Source organism: Chryseobacterium scophthalmum, assembly GCF_900143185.1.
Lineage (GTDB): Bacteria > Bacteroidota > Bacteroidia > Flavobacteriales > Weeksellaceae > Chryseobacterium > Chryseobacterium scophthalmum.
Map to the genome: position 1 here is coordinate 78,376 of NZ_FSRQ01000003.1, position 24,316 is coordinate 102,691.

Consider the following 24,316-nt stretch of genomic DNA (forward strand, 5'->3'; position numbering starts at 1 on the left):
AACGTAATTCTTAAAAATAGAGTCCAACGAAATGGATAAAAACAGTAAAGAGATCAATATTAAAGAAATTATTTCTCCATATGTGAAAAAATGGAAGTTTTTCCTAGCTATTATTTTCATTATGGGAGCATTGGCAATTTATTATATAAAAACACAACCAACTATTTATAAAGCACAGACCTCTGTACTTATAAAAGATGCAAAAAAAATGTCTGCTGCTTCAGGGGATATGGGAGTACTTCAAAGTTTGGGAGGCATCGGTGGTATGGGTACAAGCAGCATTGAAAATGAAATTGGAGTTTTCGAATCTAAAACCATTGTTGAAGATGTTTTGAAGGAGCATAACTTCCAAACTCCTCTTTATTCTAAACAAACTTTTAATAATGTTGAACTTTATGGTTCAACAAGTCCGTATATCATTAATGTAATTCAGAGCAAAAATGATGTAGAATTACCTAAAAAACCGATTTCTATTAAGACTAAAGGAAATGAAGTTATTTTATCTTCCGAAGAATGGGATAAAGATATTATTGCTGCTTATGGAAAGACAATAAATCTTCCCTTTGCTTTAATAATGATAAGAAAAAATCAGGATTATAAAGTTCCGAAGAAGAGTAACACGTCTGATCTGTTTTTCTATTATAATGACTTCGACTCTACAGTAAGTGATTTTGAACAGGCATTGATGGTAGATTTGCTTGATAAAGATGGTACGATTATTAACCTTTCCGTTGATTTTGAAAACAAAGAAAAGGCAAAAGACTTTTTAAATAGCCTAGTGAGACAATATAACACTTATGCTGTTAATGATAAAAATATTGAGTCAAAAAAGACCAAAGATTTTATTGATAATAGAATTACACTAATATCTAAAGAATTAGGTGACGTTGAAACTCAGAAAGAAGGATATAAATCTACCAACAATATTGTAGATCTTGCATCAGAAGCCCGAATAAATCTTCAGATGAAAGAGCAGAGCAAAGCCAAATTATTAGAATTAGGAACTCAAATTGAATTGAACAAAATTCTTCAAGGTGCATTAAACAGAAAAGGAGTTTCTGATGTACTGCCACTGAATATAGGACTTGATAATGAAGCTGCTGCTAAAGTTATTCAGGAATACAATGCTCTTGTTTTACAGAGAAATAAGTATCTTGAGAACGCAACACCAGATAATCCGCTTGTAAGGGAAGCTACAAAACAGATTGAGGAGGTTAAATCTTCATTAACTCAGACTCTACAAAGAAATGTTACTTCTTTGGATTTAGCTAAAAGACAAGTAGATGCTCAATTAGGAAGTTCTGAAAGTAGTATTGGAAAAATACCACGTCAGGAAAAGTTATTCAGAAATATTGAAAGACAACAACAGATAAAAGAAAGTCTGTATCTTTTACTTCTACAGAAGAGAGAAGAAGCTGCAATTAGTATGGAAATTACGGCAGAAAAAGCAAGAGTATTAGACAAAGCTTTTGTATTTAAAATACCTGTTGCACCACGAAAAAAAGTTATTTTTGGAATTTTTCTTTTTGTAGGTTTTATTATCCCTTTAGCGTTTATTTATATCCAACAATTATTACAAAGCAGAATTATTACAAGAAAAGATCTTTCTAAGCTTACAAAATTGCCAATTCTTGCTGAAATTCCTAATCTTAAAAATAAGGAAAATACTTTGGTAGCATTTAATGATGTTTCTCCAGTTGCAGAAGCTTTCAGAATTTTTGTCACCAATCTGAAATTTTTATTACCTCCCATAGAAGGTTCACAAACAATTATGGTTACTTCTTCAGTAAAAGGAGAAGGGAAAACATTTATGTCAACAAATCTATCAATTATTCTTGCTTCTTCGAGAAATAAAGTATTGGTAATAGGTGCAGACGTGAGAAACCCTCAGTTGCAGCGTTATAACCCTTCAATGAAGCAAGCTAAAGGTTTGACTGAATTTTTGAGTGGAGAAGAATTGCAATTGAATGATATTATTCATCCAAGTGGATACAATGAAAACTGTGATTTTATTTACTCGGGATCAATTCCTCCAAACCCTACAGATCTTTTGCAAAATGGCAAATTAGATGAGCTTTTAGAAATGGTGAAAAGCCAGAATAAATATAAGTATATTGTCTTGGATACTGCACCTTTATTACTTGTAACAGATTCATTCCTTATTGCAGATAAGAGTGATGCTATTGTATACGTAACTAGATCTGAAGTTACTGAAAACAGTTATATTGAATTTCTGAATAATTCTCTCGATGATAATAAGCTTAAAAATGTAGGAATAGTTATCAACGGTATAAAAGAGTCAAATTTTGGATATGGTAATAAATATGGCTATGGATATCATGCAGATGTTAAGAAAAAATGGTGGCAGTTTAAGTAAATCATTTTATTGTATATATGATTAGCTTTTTAGAGATAAAGAATATTAGGTATAGTTTTCAAATTTTAATTCTGTACACTGTAATATAGAAACATTTTGAAAATATGATTTTATTTTTATCTAAATATCCTCAATCAAGGGAAGATCTACGAGATGGAGCTTACCAAAGGGTAATACATATTGACTCTATATTCAAAGAAAATAGGAAGGTCTATATTACAGTATCTCCCTACAGATATTTTAGAAAAACGTATTTAGAGAATAATGCTGAAAAAAGGATTGTAGTTAGATGCAATTTAATCTTTCATTTAGGATTGATTTTAAGCTTATTTAAAAGTTCAAAATTAATTTACATTCATTCTATACATAATTTGCTGTACCAGTTCTTGTTTATCAAAATTTTTACAAGGAAATATGTTTTAGACTTACATGGACTTGTTCCTGAAGAGTTTTTGATGGAAGGAGACATAAAAAGATCCTTGATTTTTAATAAAATTGAAAAATATATTTACAATAATCTGAAATATGTGATAGGTGTTTCTCATAGATTAATTAATCATTATAAAAAAAAATATCCAAATGCTTCACCTGGATATATTGTTTATCCCATTCTTCCCAATAATTTGGAAGAAATGTCCCAAGAAGAATTAGATAATAATACAAAATCAGAAAAGGTAAACTTTATTTACAGCGGGAATTTACAAGCTTGGCAGAATATCGATTTTATGCTTGATAACATTAAGAAAATAAATAATAATCCGAATTATTTTTTTCAGATCCTAACTGGTGAAGTTGAAGCAATGAAAGAGAAATTCAGTGATAAAAATATCAGTTTGGAAAATGTAGATATACGAGGAGTAAAAGCTGAGGAACTTGCAAATTATTATAAAAAAGCCCATTATGGGTTTGTTTTGAGAGATGATATTCCGGTAAATAATGTAGCTTGCCCAACAAAATTGGTTGAATACATGAATTATGGAATAATCCCAATTGTTTTATCTGATGAGATCGGTGATTTTAAAGATATTGGGTTTGAAAATTTATCTGTAAATGATATAGTGAAAAATTTATCCCCTAAAAAAAGTATACATAACAGAGATCTTATTAAAAATCTATATTTAGAAAGCAAAAAAACTAAAGTATTTATCAAAAACCTAGGAGAGGATTAATTAAAAAATCCGTTACTAAAAGATACAGGAGTACTAAATTAAATAGTAATAATGATTAGCATTTTCTTTGCAATTTTTATCAGTTTTAGTGTTTTATATTTTATTGATATAAAAAATAAAACTATTACCAATATAGTTTTACTGCTTTTGGGTCTTGCTCTCGCTTTGATTGCTGGTTTCAGAGATAAAGGTTTTGATAAAGATTATTATATATACAAAGCTTTTTGGATGACGACTAAATTGAAAGGAAATGTAGAATACTCCTTTTATCTCATTCGGAATTTTATAAAATCAGATTTAGGATTAGGTTTTCAATATTTATTACTTATCTATGCTATAATTGGCGTAACAATTAAGTTTGTAGCAATTAAGAAACTTTCTCCTCTTGTATGGGGCTCTTTCCTCATATATGTTTCAAATTATTATATGCTTCACGAGTTTACACAGATTAGAATTGGTGTAGCTACTGGCTTTTTGTTACTATCGTTGATTTACTTGGCAGATAAAAAATATATTACTTTTTATGTTTTTGCAGGTTTAGCAATTCTATTTCACCAAAGTTGCTTTTTAGTTGTGATGTTCCCTTTGTTTGCAAATTCTGAGAAAAATCTAAAGTTTTACTACTGGATAATCCCTTTTGGATATTTTTTTTATTTTTTTAATACAGTAATGGATATTAAAATCCCAATTCCTAGCATTCAGGAGAAAATTGATTTTTATGAAGTAGCAACTGAGTCAGGATTTATGAAGGAATCGAAAACTAATGTTTTTAATGCTTTATTTTTAATTCGTATTGTGATTTTCTATGGTTTACTGTATTACACAAAGAAAATTTCAGAACATTTTACAAATATTTATCTTCTAATTAAGCTGTATGCTATTTCTTTATTTTTGTTCATTTTTTTATCAAAAATTCCTGTTTTTTCATTTCGTATACAAGAGTTAATAGGAGTAGTTGAGATTATTATTATACCGTGTCTTATTTATATATTTCCTAAACAATTCAAATTTTTAGGTTTAATTTTAGTTTTTTCAATAGCATTGGTTTTTTTCTTGATGAATATTTACTACGTGAAATTAATAGTTAAATAAGATGAGAAAAGATAAGATTGCAATTTTACTATCGACATATAATGGAGAGAAATATGTAGAAGAACAAATAAATTCTATTATAAATCAGGACTATAACGATTGGAAATTATATATAAGAGATGATGGTTCTAATGATTCAACTACGGAAATCATAAGAAAATATTGTGAAAAATACGATAATATAGTTTTTTTAGAAGGTGCAGAGAATGTTGGTGCGGCACTTAGCTTTATGGATTTATTATCAAAAGTGAATTCTGAATATTATATGTTTTGTGATCAGGATGATATATGGTTAAAAAACAAAGTTAGTAGTTTATACAATGTTTTCTTACAAAATGAAAACGCACAGAATAATTTACTAATGGTTTTTTCAGATGCAACAGTTGTTGATCAAGATCTAAATGAAATCGATAGATCTCTATGGAACTATAATAAACTCCCACCATATTTAATTTTGAAAAAAAGCAAATATATTTCTATATTTAATTGTGCACCTGGATGTACAATGATGTTTAATCATCAGTTAAAAATAAAACTAAATGATTATGATACAAATATTTTAATGCATGATTGGTATGCTATTATAAAAGCACTACAGTATGGTACTATTAAATATATTGATACGTCATTAATGCTTTATAGACAACATAGTAATAATGTTTTGGGAGCAAATAGAATTTCATTTAAAGATCGAATAATCAAAATTTTTCTAACTAAGAAATCAATTCAATCACAAATGAATGTTTTTAAATTTGTTACAAAATATACAGAAATTAGTTTTTTTAAATTCTATATACTTAAATTTAAATTTAATATATTAAGATTTTTTAATAATTCTTCAAATAAAACAAATTTTTAATTAATAAACTTACATTAATGTTTAAGGCTGTTAGAAAACCGGTTTCTGTATGTATTGCTTTATTTAATGGCGAAAAATACATAGAAGAACAGATAAATTCAATCTTGCCACAATTAGATAATGATGCGGACGAATTAATAATTATTGATGATTTTTCCACAGATAATTCTATCAAAAAAGTAATGTCATACAATTATCCAAATATTTATTTATATAAAAATGAAGAAAATTTAGGATACATCAAAACTTTTGAAAAACTGATTGGAATAGCAAAAAATGAAATTTTATTTTTAAGTGATCAGGATGATATTTGGGTTGAAGGAAGGCTAATAAACATGTATGAAAAATTAAACGAGAAAGATAATTTATTAGTTTGTTCAAACTTTTTTGCATTCAATAATCAAGGGGAAGAAGTGATAAGATCTAAAACAAAACTTACGCATAGAAATAACGGAGAAACTTATACTAAAAACATTATCGATATTTTTAAAGGAAATATTCCGTACTTTGGTTGCACAATGGCATTTAATTCTAAATTGAAAAGATATATATTACCATTTCCCAGCTATATAAGTGCACATGATTTATGGATTGCTATGGTAGCAAATGTAATTAAAAAAATTGTACATTTAGAAGAGGTAACTTTATATCATAGAATTCACGATAAAAATACCAGTTTTATACAAAGAAAACTGCATGAGAAATTATTCACAAGATTTCTTTTTTTGAAAATGTGGATTGATGCATATAAAAGATCAAAAATTGAATAGATTTGTATAAATTATAATTTTTCTGTAATTAAATAATAATAGTGCAGAAAAAAGTATTTTAAAATTATGAAAGTTTCAATAATAACAGCATGTTATAATCGCGAAAAAACAATAGCTGAGGCGATAGAAAGTGTCATAAGCCAAGATTATAAAAATATAGAGTATATTATAATAGATGGAGCATCCAGTGATAAATCAATAGATGTCATAGAAAAATATAGAAACAAAATTGATTTTCTACTTTCAGAGAAAGATACAGGAATCTATAATGCATTGAATAAAGGAATAATTAATAGTACAGGAGATATTATTGGCCTTTTACATTCTGATGACTTTTTTTACTGTGAAAATACAATAAAACAAATTGTTGATGTATTTAATGCTACAAATGCTGATATTGTTTATGCAAATGGTATGTACGTAGATTCACAAAACAGTAATATTGTTAAACGTATCTATAAATCTAATGTTTTTAAAAATAGATATTTAAACTTTGGATGGATTCCACTGCATACAACAATTTTTGTAAAAAAATCAGTATTTGAAAAGTATGGTCTTTATCGGGAAGATTTTAAAATCGCCTCTGATTATGAAATTTCGTTAAGATGGTTCAAAAATAAAAATATAAAGAAAGTATTTTTTAATGAATGGGTTGTCAAAATGAGAATGGGTGGAAAAAGCACCGATATCAATCAGCAAAAGATGAAATCGATTGAAGACTTGAAGATAATTACTGAAAACAAATTAAGAGGTAAGTTTACTTTGTTTTGTAAAATTATCAAAAAAATCCCACAGTATATATTACCAAGAATTTTAAAGTACAAATAGATTCAACAATGATAAGAATAGTATTTTTATTCTGTTTTTTTGTTTCTTATTTTGCTTTTTCTCAGCATGTAATTTATGTTTCAATTTTAGGAAATGATAAAAATTCTGGAAGCATAAAATCTCCAGTCTATTCTTTACAAGCAGCCTTTAAAATAGCCCAAAATAAGAATAACCAGCCTGTAGATATAAAAGTTTCTGGCGGAAATTATGTTTTTACAAATGAACTGAACCTAAATGAAAATATTTCAAGAACAGAAAATACAAAAATTAGAGTCATTGGCGATCCTAAAAATCGACCTGTGTTATTTGGTGGTAATAGGATTGTTCCTGTAATTAATAAACAGACACAAGAGTGGATATTAAATACCAACAAATCTGAATTTTCTTCACTTAGTGAACCACCACAAATTATAAGTGTTAATGGAAAGCAAAGAATGATTTCTAAATTTCCATCAACTGACTTTTTAACACCATTGGGTGTAAAGTACTATGACAAGAAATTTGTAGTTAAAATTCCCGAATCACTGAATAATCTTTTAAAATCATACAACAAAACAAACATTAAAAATGTTTATGTCACTTTTTTTGTAAAATGGACAAATATTATCAGATATATTGAAGAGCATAATTATGAAGATAGTACTATTACTTTTGTAGGAAATAACTTTCCTGATTATTATAACATTGTGCCACTTAAAACGCACTTTTATGTTAATAATGTTGAGAAAAAGCTAAATAATGGCGAATGGTATTATAAGGATCTTAATGAAATAATATATAAACCTAAAAATGATGAGGTTATAGATGAGGCAGTTATCTATTTAGCATCAACAAATAAGGCAATCACAATAACTGGAAAACCTGATCATAAGGTTAGTTTTTTAGAATTTGAAAATATAGAATTTAATACAATTGGTAAGGGGTTGGAAAAATCAGGTTATTTTCCATATCAATCTGCTGCCAATATTGATGCAGCTATTGAGCTCAATTATTCAAACAATATAGTTTTAAAAAATATTAAAGTAGATAATACAAGTAAAAGTGCAATTTGGATTAAAGATGGATGTAATGATATAAAAATATCAAAATCAAATCTTCAAAATTTAGGTGCAAGTGCTATTAAAATAGGTGTTCCGAAATACGGTTCAGAAGCTAATATAACAAAAAATACTTCCATTATTGATAATAGAATCTTCGGCGGAGGACAGCTTTATCCTGACGCTGCTGGAGTAATTATTTTTGATTCATTTTTAAACACGGTATCTCATAATGAAATCTCTAATTTTACGTATAGTGGAATTTCTCTCGGTTGGGTTTGGGGATACGGTAAGAGTTTCGCACACAGTAACACTGTTTCATATAATCATATTTTTAATATTGGCCAAGGAACTTTGGATGATTTGGGAGGTATTTATACACTTGGTATATCGAATGGAACACTAATTGAAAATAATATTGTTCATGATGTGAAATCAAATGAATATGGAGGATGGGGAATATTTGCAGATGAAGGATCTAGCGGATTAGAAATTAAAAATAATCTAATTTACAATTGTAGTAGTGCAGGATTTCATCAGCACTATGGCAAAAATAATATTATTGAAAATAACATATTTGCTTTTAATAGTTTGGCAGAGTTGGAAGCAACAAGAATAGAAGAGCATTTGTCTCTTACATTTACAAGAAACATTGTGGTTCATAAGAATGATAATATTTTTACCCAAAATTGGAATTCCATTCGTAAAAAGACAGATAATAACATCTATTTTATATTAGACAATAAAAGATCAATTAATTTACTTCAAAATGAATCTAATGTTTTTTTTCTCAATCCGATGCTGAAAAAAAATAAATTTTATTATTTAATAGGTAATAATGATATCTTTAAGTTAACAAAATTTAAAAAAATTGATTTTTCTAAGGTTGGGATCACCCAATAATCTTGTTAGTTTAAAATAATCAGTTTTTATATATTTGTATCTTATAAAAAAGAGATAATTAGAATTATTCTACATAATATATCTATGAAAATAAAATCTACCCCGTTAAAAGATTGTTACATTTTAGAACCTACTGTTTTTGAAGATGACAGGGGATATTTTTATGAAAAATTCAACGAACAAAAGTTTGAAGAATTGACTGGAATGAACGGTCACTTTGTTCAAGATAATATTTCTAAATCTTCATATGGCGTTTTAAGAGGTTTGCACTTACAGAAGGGGGATAAAGCTCAGGCAAAATTAGTTTCTTGCTTAGAGGGAAGTGTTTTAGATGTTGCGGTTGACTTAAGAGAAGATTCTCCAACCTTTGGGCAATGGTTTTCTCTTGAATTGACAGGTGAAAATAAATTACAACTTTATGTTCCAAGAGGTTTTGGGCATGGTTTTTCTGTATTAAGTACTGAGGCCGTTTTTTCTTATAAATGCGATAATTTCTATAATAAAGCTTCAGAAGGAGGAGTTTTATGGAATGATTCTGATCTTAATATTGATTGGAAGCTCCCTTTAGAAGATATTATTTTATCTGATAAAGATCAAGTTTTACCAACATTTGCTTTGAAAAATTTTTAATATATTAGAAACTTATTAAAATCAGAAAATATAAGTATTTAATTTTATTAATTATTAAATATAAGTACTGTCACAAATGGTTGGAAAGATTGTATGTTAGTTTATTTTTTTAAACATCTGCCTAGAATATTTTTGATAATAGATTATATTATTATCAACACATTTATCATTTTTGGGAAACTTTATTTTTTTGAATTTAGTCAAAAAGATTTAGCCCAAGAATATAGAGCTCAGTTACTTCTTCTCAACATATCATGGTTTGTTATAACTATAATAACCAAGCCATATAAAAGTCTTAAAATTAAAGAATCTTCACTACATTTTAATGCTTTAACTAAATCTTTTTTATTATTAATTATTACTTCTATAATTTTCTTACTTTTTATTTTTTCTGTAAAAATCAATTTTAATAATATTATTTTATATTTTTTGTTGGTTGGGTTTTTTATGGTTTTCACTCGTTTTTTACTTTTTCTATATAGAAAGAAAAATAGAGTAAAATTAGGCAGAAAACTGTATACTTTTAATACAGTGTTGGTTGGTGAGAACAAACTATCTGCCACATTGCTATCAAATAATGATTTAAGAAGAGCGCTCGGAATAAGAGGAACGTATACGATTGTAAGCACAGAAACAAAAAATAAATACCTAGGCAGAATTGATAAACTATTTCAGGATTTAGAAACTACCAAAATAAATAGTATCATTTTCTGTGATAATGATATAGATGTTGAGCTTTATAAACAAATTGTTGAAATTGCTGAGCATAAAATGATAAGAATCTATATGGTTCCCGATTTCAAATATGCCAATTTAGGACCTAATTATTTTGATGTAATTCACGAAATCCCATTTCTTAAACTTATAAGGGAACCCCTTTCAAATCCTAAGAAACAGTTGTTAAAAAGAACATTCGATATCGGTTTTTCCCTTTTTGTAATGGTATTTTTATTATCGTGGCTCATACCAATTGTTGCCCTAATTGTAAAAATTGAGAGTAATGAATCTGTTTTTTTTCTACAAAAAAGATCTGGGCTTAATAATGAACCATTCAACTGTATTAAGTTCAGAAGTATGAAAAGCAATACAATTGCTGATATTCAGACGGCAAGAAAGAATGATGCAAGAATAACCAGATTTGGAGCATTTATGCGAAAAACGAGCATTGATGAGTTACCTCAATTTATTAATGTTTTTCTTGGTGAAATGTCAATAGTGGGTCCTAGACCTCATATGCTTTCTCAAACAGAAATGTATTCAAAAATCACAAAAAAATATATGACTAGACACATTGTAAAACCCGGTATTACAGGTTGGGCGCAAGTGATGGGAGCTAGAGGTGAGATATTTTCTCATAGCGATATGGAGAAAAGAATTGAAAAGGATGTTTGGTATATTCAGAACTGGTCTTTCTTTTTAGACATGAAAATCATATTTTTAACCCTATATAATATAGTCAGAGGTGATGAACAGGCATATTAATCTTATTTTAAATGAACATTGTTTATAATCAATATAAATAGAGAACCGAATCATCGGTTCTTTTTTTTATTCTTAAATTTGCACCCACAAAAATTACTGATTACTAATTACTTATTATTCAATATAAAATGCGCACAAAATCTGTAGGTAAGAAAAAGATAAATATCGTCACGTTGGGATGCTCCAAAAACGTGTACGATTCTGAAGTGTTGATGAGCCAGCTGAAAGCCAACGGAAAAGAAGTTGTGCACGAAGATAGAGGAGATATCGTGGTGATCAATACCTGCGGTTTTATCGATAATGCAAAAGAAGAATCGATCAACACGATTCTAGACTTCGTTGAGGCGAAAAACAGAGGAGAAGTTGAGAAGGTTTTCGTTACAGGATGTCTTTCAGAAAGATACAAACCAGATTTGATAAAAGAAATTCCTGATGTTGACCAATATTTTGGGACAAGAGATCTTCCGATTTTGTTGAAACATTTAGGAGCAGACTATAAACATGAATTGATAGGTGAAAGATTAATAACTACGCCAAAACATTACGCATATCTTAAAATTTCTGAAGGTTGCGACAGGCCTTGTTCGTTCTGTGCGATTCCTTTGATGAGAGGTGGTCACGTTTCTACGCCGATTGAGAAGTTGGTAAAAGAAGCTCAGAAATTAGCGAAAGTGGGAGTAAAGGAATTAATTTTGATTGCTCAGGATTTAACGTATTACGGTTTAGATATTTATAAAAAGAGAGCTTTAGGCGAGCTATTAAAAGAATTGGTAAAAGTAGAAGGAATTGAATGGATTCGTCTTCATTATGCTTTTCCAAGTGGTTTCCCGGAAGATGTTTTAGATATTATCCGTGAAGAGCCGAAAGTTTGTAATTATATAGATATTCCGCTTCAGCACATCAATTCAGATTTGTTGAAATCGATGAAGCGTGGTACAACGCACGAAAAAACAAATGCTTTATTAGACAAGTTCAGAGAGAAAGTTCCGGATATGGCAATCAGAACGACTCTAATTGTAGGGTATCCTGGTGAAACGGAAGAAAGATTCCAGGAATTGAAAGAATGGGTAAGAGAGCAGAAATTCGACAGATTAGGATGCTTCACTTATTCGCATGAAGAAAATACAGGAGCTTACGTTTTAGAAGACGATATTCCACAGGAAGTAAAAGAGGCTAGAGTAGAAGAGATTATGGAATTGCAGTCGCAGATTTCTTGGGATAAAAATCAGAAGAGAATCGGGGAGGTTTATAAATGTATCTTCGACAGAAAAGAAGGAAACTATTTCGTGGGTCGTACAGAATACGATTCTCCAGATGTAGATAATACAGTTTTGGTTTCCGCAGAAGACACTTACATTTCTATTGGTGACTTTGCCAATGTGAAAATTACTTCAGCAGAAGAATTTGATTTGTACGGAGAACTTGTTTAAGTTTAAAGATAAAAAAGTAAAAACCAATGAATTTTTCATTGGTTTTTTATTTTCGTTAAAATTAAAGTTTTGTTTTTAGTTAAATTTTTGAAAAAGATACTGTCCAAATTCTTTTCCAGCAGAAAATATTCCTATTAAAAGCACCGCCAAAACTAGAATAAGCAGGATTTTGTTGTTTTTTAATTTTTCCATAGCATTTTATGATTTATCAATAAGTAGATTGTTTTTTTAATTAGTTACAGCGATTTTTATAAGTTTTAAAATTTGTTTAAATTATTGATTTTCAATCATTTAAATATTTGCAAAATACCGAATTATGTATCGATTAGTTAATTATATTAACATTTGAGTCTTTTTTTTAACGTTTTTTAACACCAGGCTTTAAAATCCCTATTTATAGGCACTTACAAGATTAATTATGTTTTATTTAAGTTTTACTTAACGTTTGTTAACATTTAAAATAGGCAGGTAAAAAGTTTAAGTATAGTTTTGCCTCGTCAAACAAGTAAAAGTTCAAAATGATGAAAAGATTCATTCTCGTAATCATAATGATGATTTCAACACTAGGTATTTATTCATTTACGAATAATGCTGTAGATGCGAAGAAAACAAGTTATGCATCGTACTACCACGATAAATTTAACGGTAGAAAAACTGCAAGCGGTGAGATTTTTGATAATTCAAAACTTACTGCGGCACACAGAACGCTTCCTTTTGGTACTGAAATAAGGGTAACCAATCTGAATAATGGAAAAGAGGTAATTGTAACGGTTAATGATAGAGGACCTTTCCATTCATCAAGAGCTTTAGATATGTCTAAAGCCGCGTTCGATGAAATCGGAAATACCGATCGCGGTACCATTCCGGTGGAATTTGAAATTGTCGATTAATTTATGATTTAAATTTGAAAGCCAGCTAAATTTTAGCTGGCTTTTATGTTTTCTGGCATTTGCTCATTAACAGCAGTTATGCAGAGAATTTCCATTTTAATAAACCGTTCTATAAAGAGTAATATTGATATCTGTAATTTGAGCTCAAGATGAGTTCAATATTTTAGATGATTCTAAAATACAAATGGTTTAACAGAGGTCAATTCAATCTAGAAAAATTATCTTAAGTACAAACAATTTCTTTTTTATCTTAAAATATCTTTTTTCAATTTGATGGATTTACCTTACATCTATTGACAGAATTTCATTTGATATTGTATAAAAATTAAAGAAGCGAATTCATGTAAGAAATAAAATATTGGTCAATCGGGTGATTTTTCAAACTGTATTGTTTGATTAAAAATCTGTTTAATAGTATGTTATGTTTCTTTTCGAATTAATATTATGTAATGATTAGTTAATTAAATTATTGTTTACATGTTTTTTTTAACATTTTTTAACGCCCTGCTTCAATTCCACTATTAATAGGAAATTAAAAACTTTTTTAAGTTTTAATTAAGTTTTATTTAATACTTGTTAACCATTAAAATAGACAGGTATAATGTTTAGATATACTTTTGCCCCGTCAAACAAGTAAAAGTTCAACATGATGAAAAGATTCATTCTCGTAATCATAATGATGATTTCAACACTAGGCATTTATTCATTTACGAATAATGCTGTAGATGCGAAGAAAACAAGTTATGCATCGTACTACCACGATAAATTTAACGGTAGAAAAACTGCAAGCGGAGAGATTTTTGATAATTCAAAACTTACTGCAGCGCACAGAACGCTTCCTTTTGGTACCGTAGTTAGGGTTACCAATTTGAACAATGGTAAAGAAGTAATTGTATCGATTAATGATAGAGGTCCTTTCCATTCAGCAAGAGCATTAGATATGTCTAAAGCTGCGTTCGATGAAATCGGAAATACCGACCGCGGTGTTATTCCGGTGGAATATGAAATTGTCGATTAATTTATGATTTAAATTAGAAAGCCAGCTAAATTTTAGCTGGCTTTTATGTTTTTAGAGGTTAAACTCGATTAAGGCAGGACAATGATCAGAATGCACGGCTTCCTTTAAAATAACAGCTCTGCTGAGCTTATCTTTTAAAGAATAAGAAGCAAAGTTGTAATCTAATCTCCAACCTTTGTTATTGGCTCTTGCATTTTGTCTGTAACTCCACCAGGTATAATTGTCGGGTTCGTTATTAAAAAATCTGAAACTGTCAATCAATTCGCATTCTTCGATGAAATTGGTCATCCATTCTCTTTCCATTGGCAAAAAGCCGGAAGTGTTTTTTAAACCAACAGGATTATGAATGTCAATCGCCTGATGACAGATATTAAAATCTCCGGAAATAATCAAATTCGGAATTTCTTTCTTTAAATTTTTAATATACTCTAAAAAGTCATGGCAAAACTGCATTTTAAATTCCAGTCTTTCAATATTGGAAGCAGAAGGAACGTAAACAGAAATTACTGAAAATCCATCAAAATCTGCACGGATGATTCTTCCTTCGTTATCATAGCTTTCAATTCCGCAACCGTATTCTACATGATTGGGTTTTGTTTTAGATGCAATTCCGACTCCGCTGTAGCCTTTTCTCTGTGCAGAATGCCAATAACTGTGATATCCTGCTTTTTCAAGACTTTCGATATCAATCTGATCATTTCCTGCTTTACTTTCCTGAATACAGATGATATCCGGATCAGCAGTTTTCAGCCATCCTAAAAAATCTTTGGTAAAAGCGGCTCTGATGCCGTTGACATTGTAGGTAATTAATCTCATAAAATAAATATACAAGCAAAGTTATAAAAACAAATGCCGGTTTTTGTACCGACATTCATTAACTTGTTTATTTTTCGCTTTTAAAAATTAACTTTCCGTCTTTGTGAAGTTCGTTTTCATTTCCTTTGCCTCGTAATTCGTAATGGTCATTTTTATACCAAATTCCGGATGCTGGTTTTTGACCTTCAAGCTCTATCGTCTCACCATTGAATACTAAAGTAGCTGTGTTTTTTGTATTATTAAATGTCACGTCTAATTTTTTTCCGTCTTTATCAGAAAGAGTAGTTTTGATAATTTCAGAATTAGATTCTGGTTTATTGCTTACCAAAGAATCACTTGCAGGTTGATTGATAGAATCTGTCGGAGAACTCACGATAGAATCTGAGCCCAAAGATGATTCTGTTGTTTTGTTTTCTTTTTTGCAGGCTGCTAAAGTTAAAACTGCAACAAAAGAAGCTGCCAAAATGTTTTTAGTCATAATTATTATATTAAGGGTAAAAACCTACTTCAAATTAAATACCAAAACTCTGTGAATTAAATTAATTAACAGATGTGAATTGATATTTGAGTAGTTGTGTGGAAAAAGCATTTTTTTAATAAGTATATTGCGAATTTAAATAGTGAATGGCTTCTATGTTTAAACTTAATTTTTTTCTTCTCTTTTTTCTTTTTAGTTTACAAATATTTTTTTCTCAAAATATAAGGCATTTGTCTGTAGATGAAGGTTTGCCGCAATCGTTTGTTTCAGCTTTGGAACAAGATAACGAAGGCTTTGTATGGATAGGAACCCGAAACGGACTTTCCCGATACGACGGAAGAAACTTTAAAACATTTCAGCATCATTTTAATGATAATAATTCTTTAGCTTCAAATACAGTAGATTATTTAAGAAAAAGCAGAGAAAATGGACTTTGGATAAAATACGAATCTGCGGGAATAGATTATTTAGATATAAATTCAGGAAAGATTAATCATATTATTAATGCAGAATTTTTAGATAAAAATAACCTTTCTATTCATCGCAAAAGCTGGTTAGTTACTCAAGACCGTTTTTTATGGTTTAAAACTATGAAAAATGAACTTTTTAGTTTTGATATTCAAAAGAAAACTTTGAGCCGTAGAAACCTGAATTTTAATTCTGATGAGATTATTTACAATATTCTGGAAGACAAAAACAAAAATATTTGGGTATTAACGCAGAAAAACCTCAAGATTTTTGATAAAAAAACGAACAGATTTACAAACATTCCCATTCCTTATACGATGTTTGCGAATAAGCTGCAACAAAATAATATAGAAGCTGTATTGTTTCATCAAAGAAAAAATGGGGAATTGATGTGGGCAGATAAAGAACAGTTCTATTTTTTTGATCCTGCGACAAAAAATTTCAGAAACGAAAGACTGCCATTTTCTTCTATTTATAATATCAAACTGCTCAGTACAGATTTTCAGGGTAAAGAATACTTTATTGCAGACAATATTATTTACAGCTATAACGAGACTTTTGGCTTTAGAAAAACTACCGTTCTCAATTTAGAAAAAAACAGGACGCCGCAAGCTTTTCTTGTTGATAATTCTGGTTTGATGTGGATTGGCGGAGATGCCGAAGGAATTTATACGATAGATCCTAAACTCAATTTTCAGTCTTTTACTTTTGAAAAAGATTTCGCTACCGATCTTCTGAAAAATTATTATGGAGTTTCGGGTTCAGATTTTTTTAATTGGCAAAAGCAGAATGGCGTTTTACCGGCTTCCTATTTTCTCAGATCTGTAACATCACAAACAAAAAACTGGATTGCTCTAAATCGTATTGTTTCGTATTATGATAAGCTACAGAAAAAAATCTTCCGCTTACCCGAATTACCAAAATTAAAAGACGAAGGTTTCGCTCCGATAAAAGGAATAAGCCTTTATGGCGAATCGCCGATTGTAATTGATGATCTGAACAATATTTATATGTTTCATCAGGCAAAATGGGAGCTTTTATTTTCATCAGATCAATTTAATTCTAATATAAAATCAACCGATATTTCTTTTGACCGTAAAACCAAAATACTTTGGGTGGCAACAGAATCTCACGGTATTGTTAAGGTAGATTTTGGTACAAAGAAAATTATTAATATTAAAAACAATACAACAGATTTTCCTGTTAACCATTTGATTTCTCTCGTTCCTGATCCTAAAAATGATGATATTTTGTGGATTGGAAGTAACGACGGATTGATTCAATTTAATAAAAAGAATAATAAGGTTAAAATATTTTCCGGAAAAGAAGGGTTTCCCGATAACGTCATATATTCTATTGTTCCCGATAAATCTGGAAATCTGTGGATGGGAACCAATAAAGGGCTTTTAAAATTTAATCCCGAAACGTATCAACTAAGGATTTTTATTCGGTCTCATGGTTTAGAAAATATCGAGTTCAACAGATTTCATCAATTGATGCTTCCCGACGGAAAAATGGCATTTGGTGGTGTAAAAAGCGGAGTGATTTTCAATCCGGAAGATATTAAAAATGATGATTTTTCACCTCCGACAGCTATTACAAGTATTGCTCTTAATAATGAAGAGATTGATCTTGCTGAAAGAAACCTGAATCCTGTAAACCAAATTCAACAACTTTCTGTAGATTATTTTGAAAATACAATTTCTATAAGTTTTGCTGCGCTTCAATATAATGAGCCACAACAAATTCAGTATCGTTATCGTCTGAAAGGTTATCAGGATGAATGGATTTTAGCAGGGAATAATACAGAAGCCGTTTTTACAAAACTTCCGCCCGGAAATTATATTTTTCAGGTCAATGCAACCAATACTACCGGAAACTGGAGCAACCTCATCAAATCTTTAACTATAAAAGTGACGCCGCCTTGGTGGAAAACATGGTGGGCAATAATATTATATTTTATTGTTTTGATTGGAGGTGTTTTTTGGTTTGTGAGATTTAAAATTAATCAGGAAATCATTAAAAACTCAATAAAGCTAAAGCAAAAAGAAGCTCAGGAATTGCGCAGGCTCGATAAAATAAAAACAAAATTTTTCGCCAATATTGCTCACGAATTCCGAACTCCGTTGTCTTTGATCATTGGGCCTGCAGAACAGCTGAAATGTGTAGAGTCTCAAGATGAAAAAGAAAAACTGTTTGGTACAATTAAGAAAAATACAAACAGCCTTATCCATCTTACCGATCAGTTGATTGATGTAGCGAAGCTTGAAGCAGGAGTTTTGAAGCCTCATTTTGTTTGGGGAGATGTGGTTCCTGTCATTTCAAATATTGTGAATGCTTTTATGGAAACCGCTTCAGAAAAGGGAATTACACTTAATTTAGAATCCCCTGAAAAAGCTGAATTTTTATTTTCGATCAATACTTTAGACCGTATTTTATATAATTTGATTTCAAATTCCATTAAATTTTGTGAAAATGGGGATGCAATTACGGTAAAAGTAAATCAAGAAAATAATGGTTTGTCGATTAAGGTTGCTGATTCCGGTACCGGAATTCCCGAAAATGAACAGTCGGAAATTTTTGAAAGATATTTCAAAGGTTCCAATCAGGATCAGTTGCAGGGGAATGGTTTGGGACTTTCGCTTGTGAAAGAGCTTGTAGATCTGCACCACGGAACAATAGATATGAAAAGCTCTACCCAAGATCCTTCCGGAACTACGTTTTCAATTTGGCTTCCTTTTGAATCTCAGAAAGACGAATCGGTTAAAAAATCAGAATATCAGCAAAATTCAGAAGAAAAAGCTACGATACTTATTGTGGAAGATCATAAAGAATTAGCGCAGTTTATTGCCGGAAATTTGTCTGACTCATATCATGTTTTAACCGCTGAAAACGGAAATGAAGCCTTGAAAATTACTTTGGAGAAAATGCCAAATCTTATTGTAAGCGATATTGCAATGAGCGAAATGGATGGTTTTGAGTTTTGCAAAATTTTAAAATCGAATATCGATATCAATCACATTCCTATTATTATGCTCACGGCAAAAGCTGATGCAGAAAGTAAGCTTGAAGGTCTTTCTTACGGCGCCAACGATTATCTAATAAAACCTTTCAGTGTCGAAGAGCTTAAATTGAGAATAGAAAATCTCCTGAATTTACAGAACCATCAATATGAATATTTTCAAAAAAACTTTTTGCAACCCGAAGCAAATATTGCTGAACCTGAAACAAAACAACCTGATCCAATAGAAAACCTTCACCAGGAATTTCTAAATAGAATTTATGAAATCATAGACAAAAATCTAGATGATACTAATTTCAGCGTAGACGAATTGGCTTCTGGATTATCGATGAGCCGAACGAGTCTTCACCGAAAAGTAAAAATGATGTTTAATATTCCGACAGGAGAAATTATTAAAATTTACAGACTTAAGAAAGCAGCAGAATTTTTAAAACAAAATCATAGTGTTTCTGAAGTCGCTTATATGACCGGATTTAATACGCCTTCCTATTTTACCAAATGTTTTAAAGAATATTTTGGCAAAACACCCAATAGATACCACTAAATCGAGGTTTGCAACGAGATTGATAGTTTTTGCAACGAGATTGCTCTTGAGTTTTTGGCTCGAAATGTAATTTAGGCGAAACAAAATTATTTCAGTATGCATAAAAATCTACTTAAGAAAAAATTAAAATTTGCAACATTATTTACTGTTTTATTAGGATCGGTTTCAGGACTGAATGCTCAACAAAATGCAATTAATTTTGATGGAACTAATGATTACATTCAAACGAATTTTCCAGGTATTTTAGGTAATACAGCCCGTACTGTAGAAGCGTGGATAAAATTGCCAACAACGACTTCTGGTGAAAACCTGGTGACGACTTGGGGATCAGATAACGTAAACGGAGGAAGATTTACCGTAAGGATTAATAATGTAAGCGGAAGCTACAAATTGAGAATAGAAAATAAAGGTGGCGGTATCAACGGAAATATTACACTCAATGACGGAAACTGGCATCATATTGCCGTTACTTATGATAATGCTATTTTAGGTAACAGATATAAATTGTATGTAGACGGAAATTTAGATGTACAAGGCGATATCAGTACACTTACAAATACAGTGGCACTTACCAATATGATTATCGGGAGAAGAATTAATCCAAGTTTTGGAGGGTTTTTCAATGGAAGTATAGATGAGGTTCGTGTTTGGGATAAAGCTCTTACACTAGCAGAAATTCAGGCCAACAAAAATGCTGAATTTTGTACTGCTCCCACCAATTTAAAAGCCTATTTTAAAATAAATGAAGGAACCGTAAATTCAAATAATAGTACTGTAACTTCTATCACCAGTTCTGCAGGTACTTATACAGGTACTTTAAACAGTTTTGCTTTAAACGGAACAGCTTCAAACTTTACTGCAGGAGCTTCAGCTCTTACAACGGTAAACATTAATACTGCAGTTACGGTTTCGGGAGCTACATTAACTGCTGCACAAGCAGGAGCAACTTATCAGTGGATCAATTGTAATAACGGAAATGCTCCTGTTGGAGTGACTACACAGTCTTTTACACCTACAATTGCCGGAAATTATGCAGTTATTGTTACGCTTTCAGGTTGTTCACAAACCTCTTCTTGTCAGTCAGTAACTTTAGGAGTACATGATGTTGGTGCAATTCCTGAATTGACTTTATCACCCAATCCTACAAGCGGAATTCTGAAAATCACTGCTAAAAATGAAATCGAAAAAGTAGAAATCACAAACGTTGCAGGTCAGAGATTAATGAATTTTCAACCCAATTCTGCAAATACAGAACTCAACATATCTCAGTTGACTAACGGTGTTTATTTGGTAAAAGTAACTTCAAAACAACAAAGCCAAGTTTACAAAATAATCAAAAAGTAGTTTTTTTTTCATAAATCATTATTACCTAATCCATATTAATGATTAAGCCTCTTCAAATATCTGAAGAGGCTTTTGTTATTTTATTTTGCTTAAAAATTATTTCGGTTCCAGAATACTGATCGGGATAATGCATTCTTCTAAAGAAATTCCACCGTGTTGATAAGTTTCCTTATAATAGTTTACAAAGTGATTGTAGTTTTTAGGATAGGCTAAAAATGTATTGTTTTTTGCAAAAATATATTTTGAGCTCAGATTTCCTTTCGGTAAAAACAGTTTTTCAGGATTGCTCACTGCCCAAACATCTTTATCATCATAGGTTAAGCTTTTTCCTGTTTTATAACGGATGTTGGTTGAGGTTTCTCTGTCTCCAACAACTCTGCTTGGTTTTTTAACGTAAACCGTTCCGTGATCGGTTGTAATAACCAATTTAAACCCGCTTTCTGCAGCAAGCTTTATAATTTTTATTAAAGATGAGTTCTCAAACCAGTTTGATGTTAAAGATCTGAAAGTTTTATCATCTCTGATTAGCTGATCAACAATATGATTGTCGGTTTTTGCGTGTGATAGAATATCGATAAAGTTGTAAACAATCACCAAAAGATCATTGTTTTTGTGCTGATTAAAATCCTCATAGATTTTTCTTTCAAAATCGGCATTCAAAACTTTTAGATATTTCATTGATTTAGAACTTAAACCAACTCTTTTCATCTGATCTTCTAAGAAATCGCGTTCAAACTCATTCTTGTTTCCTTCTTCATTGTCGTTAAACCATTTTTCAGGGAAACGTTTTTCAATTTCTGAAGGCAAAAGTCCTGCGAAAAAAGAATTTCTTGCATATTGTGTGGCAGTCGGAAGAATACTGTAATAATAATCTTCAGAAACTTTATTGTAGTATTTGGTGAAAAGAGGCTCTATTACTTTCCATTGGTCATATCTCAAATTATCGACCATCAAAAGAAGAACCTTTTCTTTTTCAACTTCCGGTTTTACTTTATCTTTAAATAGAGTATGGCTCATCATTGGTTTATCTAAACCGTTCAGCCAGTCTTCGTAATTGTTTTCGATAAATTTTGCAAACTGAATATTCGCTTCCTCTTTCTGTGACTGTAGAAGATCTGCAAACTCGTTATCGGTTACTTTATCAAATTTAAGCTCCCAATTCACGATTTTTTTATAGTATTCTGCCCAATCCTGGTACGTTCTCAGATAAGAAAGTTCCATCGAAAGGTTTCTGAATTCCTGCTGATATTGAAGAATTGTTTTCTGCTCTACCAAATTTTCTTCCTGAAGATTCTTTTTTAATGAAAGTAAAATCTGGTTTGGGTTTACAGGCTTTAAAATATAATCTGCAATCTGCGAACCGATCGCTTCTTCCATGATGTGCTCTTCTTCGCTTTTGGTTACCATCACGATTTTCAAAGCATTGTCTTTTTCTTTAATCATCGGAATTGCTTCCAGACCGGAAATTCCCGGCATATTTTCGTCGATTAACGTTAAATCAAATTTTTCAGAATCAATAAGTTCTAAAGCCTCATTCACGTTGTTCACCGGAGTTACAACGTAACCTTTCTTTTCAAGAAAAACGATATGGGGTTTTAGTAAATCTATTTCATCATCAATCCATAATATTTTGTTTGACATATAAGTTTATTTTTTATGCGGAATATAGTATCAAAACTGCGACCAAAACTTTATAAAACCTCACAAAATAAGGGGGCTAAAAGTTAAATCTTAGTTAAAGATTTTTATCTCAAATTATTGCATGAAGATAAGATAAATACTGCGATTTGTAAACAAATTTTAATGTTTATATTCTAAAATAATAATCGGCTGTTTTCTTTGAATTGACTTTAAAAACTTAATTTTGCAATAGTCTCAGAATATTTCCATGCAGAACAAGCTTAAAATCATCAACGATCCGGTACACGGTTTCATCAAAATTCCTCACGAAATCTTATTTGATGTTATCGAACATCCTTATTTTCAAAGATTAAGAAGAATTTCGCAGACCGGGCTTTTAAATTTAATTTTTCCGGGAGCAACACATACAAGATTTCATCATGCAATTGGCGCGATGCATTTAATGTTTACCGCTTTGGAAACTTTAAAGCAAAAAGGAGTTGCCATTTCTGTTGAAGAGGAGAAAGGGGCGATGTTGGCAATTCTGATGCACGATATTGGTCACGGTCCGTTTTCTCATGCTCTGGAAAGTATGTTGATGGATGATTGGCATCACGAAAATCTTTCATTATTATTAATGAACAGGCTGAATGTTGAATTTGACGGACAGTTATCGACGGCGATAGAAATGTTTCAGGGAAAATACCATAGAAAATTCTTTAATCAGTTGATCAGCTCGCAATTAGATGTTGATCGTTTAGATTATTTAAACAGGGACAGCTTTTTCACGGGAGTTTCAGAAGGAAATATCAATACACAAAGGATTATTTCAATGATGAATGTTTGCGAAGAAGAATTAGTGATTGATGCAAAAGGTGTTTATTCTATCGAAAATTTTTTGACGGCAAGAATGTTTATGTATTGGCAGGTTTATTACCATAAAACTTCCGCATTGGCAGAATTTATTTTGGTGAAAATCCTCGAAAGAGCAAAATATCTGGTTTCGGAAGGAATCGACTTACCCGCAACTGAAAATTTGAAATATTTTTTAAACAGAGGAAAAAGTGCTGCAACCGATGAAGATGTAGAGCGTTTTACACAACTTGACGATAATGATATTGTTCAGGCGATGAAACTATGGCAAAAATCAGAAGATTTTGTTTTGGCTTATTGGTGTAAATGTGTGATTCAGCGTAATTTTCCAAAAACAATTATCTCTTCGCATCCTTTTGATGAGAAATTTATTGAAGAAAAAATAAATAACACAAACGAATTTTTTGGAATTGATAACGGGGGTGAATTAGTTCACCAAATTACAAGAAGTTTACTTCCTTATGATACAGAAAAACAACCTATTTATCTTCTTCAGAAAAGCGGAAAGGTTTTGAAATTAGATGAGTCGGAAGATCAGCTTTTGTCTGGTCTCATCGTACATAAGACGAAAAGATACATCCTTGCATTTCCAAGAATGTGATGCTTAATTTTCTTAAATATTATTAAAATCGATATTCCATAAACTAAAAAATGTTTGCGAATAAG

Annotated in this window: 18 protein-coding genes; 15 read left to right on the plus strand and 3 right to left on the minus strand. The window is 30.5% G+C overall.

All coding sequences use genetic code 11. From position 1 onward, the window contains the following. Positions 1 to 31: 31 nt before the first annotated feature. The 12 genes from BUR17_RS15460 (at position 32) to BUR17_RS15515 (ending at position 14,485) form a co-directional block, all read left to right on the plus strand. Positions 32 to 2,377: a GumC family protein gene (locus BUR17_RS15460; RefSeq protein WP_074231421.1), complete on the plus strand. Its 2,346-nt coding sequence runs from the start codon at positions 32 to 34 to the stop codon at positions 2,375 to 2,377. 104 nt (positions 2,378 to 2,481) lie between these two features. Continuing rightward, entirely contained in the window at positions 2,482 to 3,546 is a 1,065-nt protein-coding gene (locus BUR17_RS15465) for a glycosyltransferase family protein (RefSeq protein ID WP_074231423.1), read from the plus strand. Positions 3,547 to 3,597: 51 nt separating this feature from the next. Further along, positions 3,598 to 4,638 (plus strand): EpsG family protein, encoded by a 1,041-nt coding sequence (locus BUR17_RS15470; RefSeq protein WP_074231424.1) that lies wholly within the window; start codon positions 3,598 to 3,600, stop codon positions 4,636 to 4,638. A gap of 1 nt (position 4,639) precedes the next feature. After that, on the plus strand, positions 4,640 to 5,497 hold the full coding sequence (locus tag BUR17_RS15475) for a glycosyltransferase family 2 protein (protein ID WP_074231426.1): 858 nt from the start codon (positions 4,640 to 4,642) through the stop codon (positions 5,495 to 5,497). A gap of 17 nt (positions 5,498 to 5,514) precedes the next feature. After that, positions 5,515 to 6,267, plus strand: a complete 753-nt coding sequence (locus tag BUR17_RS15480) for a glycosyltransferase (RefSeq protein WP_074231428.1) — start codon at positions 5,515 to 5,517, stop codon at positions 6,265 to 6,267. A 66-nt stretch (positions 6,268 to 6,333) separates the two neighbouring features. Further along, entirely contained in the window at positions 6,334 to 7,095 is a 762-nt protein-coding gene (locus BUR17_RS15485; RefSeq protein ID WP_074231430.1) for a glycosyltransferase family 2 protein, read from the plus strand. 8 nt (positions 7,096 to 7,103) lie between these two features. Beyond that, a complete protein-coding gene (locus BUR17_RS15490; RefSeq protein WP_074231432.1) occupies positions 7,104 to 9,035 on the plus strand; it encodes a right-handed parallel beta-helix repeat-containing protein in 1,932 nt (643 codons plus the stop codon). 84 nt (positions 9,036 to 9,119) lie between these two features. After that, positions 9,120 to 9,665 (plus strand): dTDP-4-dehydrorhamnose 3,5-epimerase, encoded by a 546-nt coding sequence (gene rfbC, locus BUR17_RS15495; protein ID WP_074231433.1) that lies wholly within the window; start codon positions 9,120 to 9,122, stop codon positions 9,663 to 9,665. 93 nt (positions 9,666 to 9,758) lie between these two features. Next, the gene (locus tag BUR17_RS15500) at positions 9,759 to 11,147 is read left to right on the plus strand and encodes an exopolysaccharide biosynthesis polyprenyl glycosylphosphotransferase (RefSeq protein ID WP_084550685.1); all 1,389 of its coding nucleotides are present in this window, start codon (positions 9,759 to 9,761) and stop codon (positions 11,145 to 11,147) included. A gap of 128 nt (positions 11,148 to 11,275) precedes the next feature. After that, entirely contained in the window at positions 11,276 to 12,577 is a 1,302-nt protein-coding gene (rimO, locus tag BUR17_RS15505; RefSeq protein WP_074231437.1) for a 30S ribosomal protein S12 methylthiotransferase RimO, read from the plus strand. Between the two features lie 518 nt (positions 12,578 to 13,095). Continuing rightward, a complete protein-coding gene (locus BUR17_RS15510) occupies positions 13,096 to 13,467 on the plus strand; it encodes a septal ring lytic transglycosylase RlpA family protein (protein ID WP_074231439.1) in 372 nt (123 codons plus the stop codon). Positions 13,468 to 14,113: 646 nt separating this feature from the next. After that, entirely contained in the window at positions 14,114 to 14,485 is a 372-nt protein-coding gene (locus BUR17_RS15515) for a septal ring lytic transglycosylase RlpA family protein (RefSeq protein WP_074231441.1), read from the plus strand. 51 nt (positions 14,486 to 14,536) lie between these two features. Here the strand turns inward: BUR17_RS15515 and BUR17_RS15520 are convergent, their stop codons facing one another. Beyond that, positions 14,537 to 15,301: an exodeoxyribonuclease III gene (locus tag BUR17_RS15520; RefSeq protein WP_074231443.1), complete on the minus strand. Its 765-nt coding sequence runs from the start codon at positions 15,299 to 15,301 to the stop codon at positions 14,537 to 14,539. Between the two features lie 67 nt (positions 15,302 to 15,368). Beyond that, positions 15,369 to 15,779, minus strand: coding sequence for an MliC family protein (locus BUR17_RS15525; RefSeq protein ID WP_074231445.1), 411 nt, complete (start codon positions 15,777 to 15,779; stop codon positions 15,369 to 15,371). Between the two features lie 230 nt (positions 15,780 to 16,009). On the opposite strand from BUR17_RS15525, the gene BUR17_RS15530 reads away from it, so the two are divergent. Next, positions 16,010 to 19,813 (plus strand): hybrid sensor histidine kinase/response regulator transcription factor, encoded by a 3,804-nt coding sequence (locus BUR17_RS15530; RefSeq protein ID WP_159437609.1) that lies wholly within the window; start codon positions 16,010 to 16,012, stop codon positions 19,811 to 19,813. A 96-nt stretch (positions 19,814 to 19,909) separates the two neighbouring features. Beyond that, complete coding sequence (locus BUR17_RS15535; RefSeq protein ID WP_074231449.1) at positions 19,910 to 21,157, plus strand: LamG-like jellyroll fold domain-containing protein; 1,248 nt, start codon at positions 19,910 to 19,912, stop codon at positions 21,155 to 21,157. Positions 21,158 to 21,253: 96 nt separating this feature from the next. Here the strand turns inward: BUR17_RS15535 and porX are convergent, their stop codons facing one another. Continuing rightward, positions 21,254 to 22,798: a T9SS response regulator signal transducer PorX gene (gene porX / locus BUR17_RS15540; protein WP_074231451.1), complete on the minus strand. Its 1,545-nt coding sequence runs from the start codon at positions 22,796 to 22,798 to the stop codon at positions 21,254 to 21,256. Positions 22,799 to 23,045: 247 nt separating this feature from the next. On the opposite strand from porX, the gene BUR17_RS15545 reads away from it, so the two are divergent. Further along, a complete protein-coding gene (locus BUR17_RS15545) occupies positions 23,046 to 24,251 on the plus strand; it encodes an HD domain-containing protein (protein WP_074231453.1) in 1,206 nt (401 codons plus the stop codon). The last annotated feature ends 65 nt before the right edge of the window (positions 24,252 to 24,316 follow it).

Coding starts and splice junctions, on each gene's coding strand:
- BUR17_RS15460 (WP_074231421.1), top strand. CDS start 32: ATGGATAAAAACAGTAAAGAGATCAATATTAAAGAAATTATTTCTCCA.
- BUR17_RS15465 (WP_074231423.1), top strand. CDS start 2,482: ATGATTTTATTTTTATCTAAATATCCTCAATCAAGGGAAGATCTACGA.
- BUR17_RS15470 (WP_074231424.1), top strand. CDS start 3,598: ATGATTAGCATTTTCTTTGCAATTTTTATCAGTTTTAGTGTTTTATAT.
- BUR17_RS15475 (WP_074231426.1), top strand. CDS start 4,640: ATGAGAAAAGATAAGATTGCAATTTTACTATCGACATATAATGGAGAG.
- BUR17_RS15480 (WP_074231428.1), top strand. CDS start 5,515: ATGTTTAAGGCTGTTAGAAAACCGGTTTCTGTATGTATTGCTTTATTT.
- BUR17_RS15485 (WP_074231430.1), top strand. CDS start 6,334: ATGAAAGTTTCAATAATAACAGCATGTTATAATCGCGAAAAAACAATA.
- BUR17_RS15490 (WP_074231432.1), top strand. CDS start 7,104: ATGATAAGAATAGTATTTTTATTCTGTTTTTTTGTTTCTTATTTTGCT.
- rfbC (WP_074231433.1), top strand. CDS start 9,120: ATGAAAATAAAATCTACCCCGTTAAAAGATTGTTACATTTTAGAACCT.
- BUR17_RS15500 (WP_084550685.1), top strand. CDS start 9,759: ATGTTAGTTTATTTTTTTAAACATCTGCCTAGAATATTTTTGATAATA.
- rimO (WP_074231437.1), top strand. CDS start 11,276: ATGCGCACAAAATCTGTAGGTAAGAAAAAGATAAATATCGTCACGTTG.
- BUR17_RS15510 (WP_074231439.1), top strand. CDS start 13,096: ATGATGAAAAGATTCATTCTCGTAATCATAATGATGATTTCAACACTA.
- BUR17_RS15515 (WP_074231441.1), top strand. CDS start 14,114: ATGATGAAAAGATTCATTCTCGTAATCATAATGATGATTTCAACACTA.
- BUR17_RS15520 (WP_074231443.1), bottom strand. CDS start 15,301: ATGAGATTAATTACCTACAATGTCAACGGCATCAGAGCCGCTTTTACC.
- BUR17_RS15525 (WP_074231445.1), bottom strand. CDS start 15,779: ATGACTAAAAACATTTTGGCAGCTTCTTTTGTTGCAGTTTTAACTTTA.
- BUR17_RS15535 (WP_074231449.1), top strand. CDS start 19,910: ATGCATAAAAATCTACTTAAGAAAAAATTAAAATTTGCAACATTATTT.
- porX (WP_074231451.1), bottom strand. CDS start 22,798: ATGTCAAACAAAATATTATGGATTGATGATGAAATAGATTTACTAAAA.
- BUR17_RS15545 (WP_074231453.1), top strand. CDS start 23,046: ATGCAGAACAAGCTTAAAATCATCAACGATCCGGTACACGGTTTCATC.